Consider the following 5955-nt stretch of genomic DNA (forward strand, 5'->3'; position numbering starts at 1 on the left):
CTTAAGATCGCAGGGCACAGAAAAAACAACAGCTTTTCTGACAGTTGATGCAACTTTTTCCCTTCCAAGGTAGTTAAGTGTAAGATTGCCTCCAAGGCTGAAGCCAACAAGATAAATTTTTCGATATCTGTCCATCTCTTCTGCATGCCGGATTACCCATGCAAGATCCTCTGTTACGCCATTGTGATATGACCTTAAAAGACGGTTAGGCTCTCCGCTGCATGATCGAAAGTTCCATGCAACTGCATCAAGGCCAGCTCTATTCATGGCCTGTACCATACCGGTTACATAGGTCCTTCCGGAATTTCCTTCAAGCCCGTGGGAGATAATTGCAAGTCTGCTGCTGCCCACTTTTGACCAGTCCAGATCAATAAAATCGTTGTCAGGGGTTTCAATGCGCTCCCTTATATAAAAGCCTGGATTTAAGTCATGGTCTGTTTTTCTGAAAAGTGAAGGATATATGGTCTGGAGGTGGCCGCCTTTCAACAGAATCGGCGGTTTATAGTGCAAATATGTCATTTAATTCTTTTTCCTTTTTGTTTTGGTAATCACTCATTAACAGATGGTGCAGTAAAAATATTCCTTAAAATATGAGACCGGAAGATAAAGAATTGATAGCCAATTGTACAGTTTTTTGATAGAGATCATGTAAGTTTTTACCGTAAAAACTGCTTTCACTTTTAAAGTTGGGGGTGATTGGTACACAATCATGCTCGTTTAAAAATGGATTAAGAGAAAGTAAGATTGTTAACTTAAGGACTATACATAATATGAAAGTTGGAATCATAGGTTTACCCCAGACAGGTAAGAAAACCCTTTTTCAGACATTGACCGGCAGTGAACTCAAGGAGCAGGCAGGGCCGCCAAAGCCGGTTCCTGGTACCGCAGATATACTTGATAAAAGATTTGACAACATGGTTGCCATGTACACCCCTAAAAAAGAGGTGCATGCCAGAATTGACCTGGTGCTTCTTCCCAGGATGGAGCAGGAGAATATTGCCAGAGGGGATATTTTCAGGGACATTGCAGACATGGATGCTGTTTGCCATGTTGTGAGGGCATTTGAAGATGAGGCAGTATATCATGCCGAAGGTTCTGTGGATCCTTTGCGGGACGCTTCAATGGTAAATTCTGAACTTATAATGCATGATCAGATTTTTGTTGAAAAGCGGATAGAGAGAATTGAGCAGCTTGTAAAAAAGAAAAGGATGAAGAGCAGTTGAAAGAGCTTGCTCTCATGAAAAAGATGCTGGAACACCTTGAGCAGGAAATTCCCCTGCGTCTGCTGGAGCTTGTGCCAGAGGAGGAGCGACTTATAAGAAGCTATCCTTTTATCACCCGCAAGGAGATGATTATTGCCCTTAATGTGGGAGAGGATGACCTTGGAAACACGCTTATGATGGAAAAATTCAAGGAGATGTGCGACTCGGAAAAGATGGAGGTGATGATTGTCTCTGCAAAGGTGGAATCGGAAATTGCACTGCTTGACAGCGATGATGAGAAGAGAGAATTCATGCAGGATCTTGGTATAGATGAGTCGGCACTTGAGGTTCTCACCCGTCTTTGCCTTAAGGCTCTCGGGCTTATCTCTTTTCTTACAGTTGGAGCAGATGAAGTGCGGCAGTGGCTTGTCAGAAGAGGCTCAACATCTCCGGTGGCAGCAGGTGTCATCCACTCTGATCTCCAGAGAGGGTTTATCAGGGCAGAAGTAATAAAATATGATGAACTTATGGAGTATGGGTCAGAAGCGGAACTTAAAAAGGTCGGCAAGATGTACCTTCAGGGAAAGGATTATGTTGTTGAGGATGGGGATATTCTCAATATCAGATTCAAGGTATAACTTACATGATCTTGTAAGCCTTGTTAACACTGTTTGAATCAGGATGCCCAAGATTAACAAAGATAAGGCAGGATTCTCTATCCTGAGCATCCTATCCATCCTGGTTATCCTGGTTCAGACAACTGCAATAACTTCGGAAAAAGCAATAAAATGTCGATTTTGAGTAACCAGGATAAAAAATATTCTCAGGATATATAAATCCTGCTTTATGCTGTTAATCCCGGGTATCCTGATGTAGCCAGCACCACAGTAATGAAATGGCCTGCAAGCTTTTTATAAAAGGGAGAAGCTTCTCAGCACACTGGCCAGTTTTTCATCTGTACGGGCAAGTTGCCTTAATGCATCCAGAAGTCTTGGTACTACAGGCCCTTCCGGGTTGCGGATATTGAGCTGGGTTTCAAGTTCTTCTTCAACTGCCGACATATCTTCTGCAAGCTTTTTTACCTTGCTTTTAAGAGGTTTCTGGGATGTTCGTCTGTCCCATATAAGATATCCCATCATGGATACAACAATAGCCATGGTGGATGTGTACAGTACAAGCATGGTATCATGCATCTCTTCAAAACGTTTGTCCATGATTTCAAAACGTTCGTTGAAACTTGAGTTCATTTCATCTATGCGTTTATTCAAGCTCGAGTTCATTTCATCTATGCGTTTATTCAAGCTCGAGTTCATTTCATCTAAGCGTTTATTGAAGCTTGAGTTCATCTCCTCCATACGTTTGTTGAAGCTTGAGTTCATCTCCTCCATGCGTTTATTGAAGCTTGAATTCATCTCTTCCATGCGTTTATTGAAGCTTGAATTCATCTCTTCCATGCGTTTATTGAAATTTAAGTCCATGGCATCAAGGCGTTTGTCAATGCCCTCAAATCTTTTGTTGAGATTGTGATTCATGTCATCCAGGCGTTGATTCAAAGCCTTTTGACCCTGCTTCAATTCGGTAAGAGATTCAATGATCTCCCTGTCAGATATCCTTGGCGCAACTTCATAGGCATAAAGAGGCCTGATATGGAACAGGCAAAAATGGGCACAAAACAACATGAATAAGAGTATTTTTATGTTTTTGCTCATTACAAAAGTCTCCTTTGCCATTATTACAAATCAAAAATATATTCTAAACTGGGCATCCTTAATTTGAACCCAAACGTACTTTACACTTTTTTGTGAGAGATTTCTGCAACTCAGAGTTTTTTATTCGGAAAGTGTAAACTGGGAAATGAAGCCTGCACTAAACTGCTACCAGATCCAGTGGGTTACTCGGATGCCCTTTTATAAGCTTCTGTCAGCCGATCCTTGAGGTATATAACTCCTTCTGCATCATACTCATCAAGATCAAAACAGTAACCGTCAGAGCCGAGAAGGCCACCAGGGATAAGATCTCCCATCTCATCAGGATCGGTTATCATGTCTTCATAAAAGCATACAGACAGCCAGCGTGCTTCAGGGTCGTCATCAATTACATCTGCCATTGCAAAAAGCGGCCTTTTTTCCTGACCAGGATGGCGGGGACGAAGCGAATAACTAACGCCAGGGCGTGCAATAAAATCAAGTTTTATGCCCTCCATAGCCTTTAGATGTTCCATGATTTCAATAAATGCTTTTTTAGTCTCTGAATCGTTTTCGTTCCACTCTTCAATAAACTGTTCAAGTTTTTCCATGATTTCCAAGGTTCTCCTTATTTTTCTGAGATGTGTTTAACAATGTGTCCAAGTTCCGGAAATATAAGCGAGTTACAGGCAAGTTTGCATGCCTTAATGCTTCCTGGCATACAAAAAAGCACACTTCGTCCAATAATGCCGGCAGTGGCTCTTGACAAGATTGCTGCCGAATCAATTTCCTCAAAACTTAACTGGGCAAAAAGAATTCCAAATGCTGTTAGTGTCTTTTCAAAAAGAGGTGTCACAGCCTCTATTGTGACATCCCTGGGGCTTATTCCGGTTCCTCCGGACAAAAGAATTGCATGTGGGGATATATTTTCTACAACATGGGTAACCATGTCTCTAATGGCTTCAATCTCATCAGTTACAACAAGATGGAGTACAGTCTCGTGTCCCTCTTTTGCGGCCTGTTTTTTTATCCATTCACCGCTTTTGTCCTCTTTAATGCTTCTTGTGGTGGAGACCGATATGACTGCAATTTTAAGATTCTCTGGCATGTTTTTTTTGTGCAATAGTGTTCCCATATGTTTTCCTGTACAAAGGTCAATCTGTGATGCTGTTGTCAGCTTGTTTTTTTCTATTCGTATTCAACAAAGACCCTGTCTTCGCCATCATGTTCAGAGAGAAGTACATTTATGGTATCACTGTGGAGGGTCTCTATTCGTATTCCTCTGTAATCAGCCTGTATGGGAAGCTCCCTGTGGTCTCTTCTGTCCACAAGTACGGCAAGCTCAATCCTGGATGGCCGGCCAAAATCCATGAGAGCCTCCATTGCCGCCCTTATGGTTCTTCCTGTGAATAGTACATCATCCACAAGAATAATCTTTTTTTCATCCACGGAAAAGGATATTTTTGACGGCCTTACTATGGGGTGGTGACTTATCCTTGTCCAGTCGTCCCTGTAGAGATTAATGTCCATTGACCCAACAGGGATTGCTTCTCCTTCAAGCTGTTCAATTTTTGTACGGAGTCTCTTTGCAAGAGAGTCACCTCTTGTGACAATTCCGGCCAGGGCAAGATTTTCCACGCCTCTGTGGGCCTCAATGATTTCATACGAGATGCGGGTAATTGCCCGTTCCATATCCTGACTGCTCAGGATGTTTTTCTGTTTCATGGGATTTGCCTCTTTCTGTTTCTGATCCGTCAAAATTGTTAAGACCAGATAAAATATGATGGAAAAGGGAGTTTTTTAAAAAAATTATCACTTTTTTCAGATGTGGGCAATCCTTGATTTTCTCTTTTATATTTAAAGTTCCGGTAACCCTTAATTTTTCGATTTAAACTATCCTGGACGGTATGCCCGATTATCGGGAGTTCACGTCAAAAAAATGAAAATTTCTTTTTGTATAACAGCCATGGCGGTTCACCTCATCATTTGCTCCTGATGTGGATTTTGAAGAGATTTGCAAGCAGTTTTTTTGGGTAACTCATTCCTGTGGCAGTTTAAACAGCGCCGTAACAGGATAATGATCCCCCGGGCTTTTTCGGATAATTGAAGCTTCAAGGCACTTAAGTTCCGGAGAGTGAAAAATAAAGTCAATCCTTGCCGGTAGCGGACCGCTCAGGCGTGTGTAAGTTCCTCCAAAACCCACCACTGAGCGCTCCATAGCATCCTTAAGAAGGCTTTTCAAGGTGTTGATGGCACGTGATGCCGGAATGGTATTAAAATCCCCTCCCACAATCATATTCAGCTCCCCTTTTTGTTTCAGCCACTGAATAAGTTCCTCGGCAGACCTGCTGCGGACAGTGTCACCAAACACCTCCTCCTTAAGGAAACGTAATGCAGACTTTGGGGTTACCTCAACGCTTCCATCCCTTGATTTGACGTTGTCATTTCTGTCAAAATGCACACTTACAAGTTGAATCATCACATTGTTTATGGTTGCATACGCCAAAATCGCTCCATATCCCCTTGGGCTTGACTTAAAATAGATGTGATCGGGATTTTCCATGGGAAATCTTGACACAATGGCAATACCATTTTTTTTTTGATTATTGTTTAAAAAAAGTTTATGCTTCATTTTTAGAGCATCTGCAATTATTTCAGTTTCTTCTTCACCCCTGATCTCCTGGAGAAACAGTATGTCGGCACTGCACCATTTTTTGAGAAAATCTGCAAGTTCCGTGGTTTTTAGCCTCTTGTGACCGCCAAGGTCTCCGGTGTTGCAGGTGGTCACCCTTATTGCACCGGCCTTAACCTGGGCATTTGGCAGGGAGCTTTCATGCAGGCCAGCAGCACAGCCGACAACTGTCACAAAGAGTATTGTAATAAATATTTTTTTTGTTTTCATGAGCAAGGTATCAACTTTTTTTCCATGGTTATAGGATGATATTGAATGACATAAATTCCATTGATTATATATTTTCTGATACATAAATCAAGTCATATATCAGAACCTGATATTCAGCATCCGTTCCCATTGAATCGGTATTGTTTTACCGAAAGGGTATTGACTC

8 protein-coding genes are annotated in these 5955 nt (G+C 41.8%); 2 read left to right on the forward strand and 6 right to left on the reverse strand.

The genetic code is table 11. From position 1 onward, the window contains the following. Positions 1-519 (reverse strand): YheT family hydrolase (locus tag MTBBW1_RS23960; RefSeq protein ID WP_139786888.1); only part of this gene is annotated, 519 nt, incomplete at its 3' end. A gap of 251 nt (positions 520-770) precedes the next feature. On the opposite strand from MTBBW1_RS23960, the gene MTBBW1_RS29805 reads away from it, so the two are divergent. Both MTBBW1_RS29805 and MTBBW1_RS29810 read left to right on the forward strand, forming a co-directional pair. After that, the gene (locus MTBBW1_RS29805) at positions 771-1223 is read left to right on the forward strand and encodes a P-loop NTPase family protein (RefSeq protein WP_245809543.1); all 453 of its coding nucleotides are present in this window, start codon (positions 771-773) and stop codon (positions 1221-1223) included. Further along, complete coding sequence (locus MTBBW1_RS29810) at positions 1220-1840, forward strand: DUF933 domain-containing protein (RefSeq protein ID WP_245809544.1); 621 nt, start codon at positions 1220-1222, stop codon at positions 1838-1840. The genes MTBBW1_RS29805 and MTBBW1_RS29810 overlap by 4 nt, the downstream gene beginning before the upstream one ends. 273 nt (positions 1841-2113) lie before the next feature. Here the strand turns inward: MTBBW1_RS29810 and MTBBW1_RS23970 are convergent, their stop codons facing one another. The 5 genes from MTBBW1_RS23970 to MTBBW1_RS23990 all read right to left on the reverse strand — a co-directional run bounded on the left by MTBBW1_RS23970 (position 2114) and on the right by MTBBW1_RS23990 (position 5789). Further along, positions 2114-2911 carry an MYG1 family protein gene (locus MTBBW1_RS23970; protein WP_080808458.1) on the reverse strand — a complete coding sequence of 266 codons (798 nt, stop codon included), beginning with the start codon at positions 2909-2911 and terminating at the stop codon, positions 2114-2116. Between the two features lie 182 nt (positions 2912-3093). Continuing rightward, entirely contained in the window at positions 3094-3498 is a 405-nt protein-coding gene (locus MTBBW1_RS23975) for a hypothetical protein (RefSeq protein WP_080808460.1), read from the reverse strand. Between the two features lie 17 nt (positions 3499-3515). Then, complete coding sequence (locus MTBBW1_RS23980; RefSeq protein WP_080808463.1) at positions 3516-4022, reverse strand: MogA/MoaB family molybdenum cofactor biosynthesis protein; 507 nt, start codon at positions 4020-4022, stop codon at positions 3516-3518. A gap of 53 nt (positions 4023-4075) precedes the next feature. Beyond that, positions 4076-4612, reverse strand: a complete 537-nt coding sequence (gene pyrR / locus MTBBW1_RS23985) for a bifunctional pyr operon transcriptional regulator/uracil phosphoribosyltransferase PyrR (protein WP_080808466.1) — start codon at positions 4610-4612, stop codon at positions 4076-4078. 313 nt (positions 4613-4925) lie between these two features. Continuing rightward, positions 4926-5789, reverse strand: a complete 864-nt coding sequence (locus MTBBW1_RS23990; RefSeq protein ID WP_186441683.1) for an endonuclease/exonuclease/phosphatase family protein — start codon at positions 5787-5789, stop codon at positions 4926-4928. Positions 5790-5955 lie beyond the last annotated feature (166 nt).

The organism is Desulfamplus magnetovallimortis, assembly GCF_900170035.1.
Lineage (GTDB): Bacteria > Desulfobacterota > Desulfobacteria > Desulfobacterales > Desulfobacteraceae > Desulfamplus > Desulfamplus magnetovallimortis.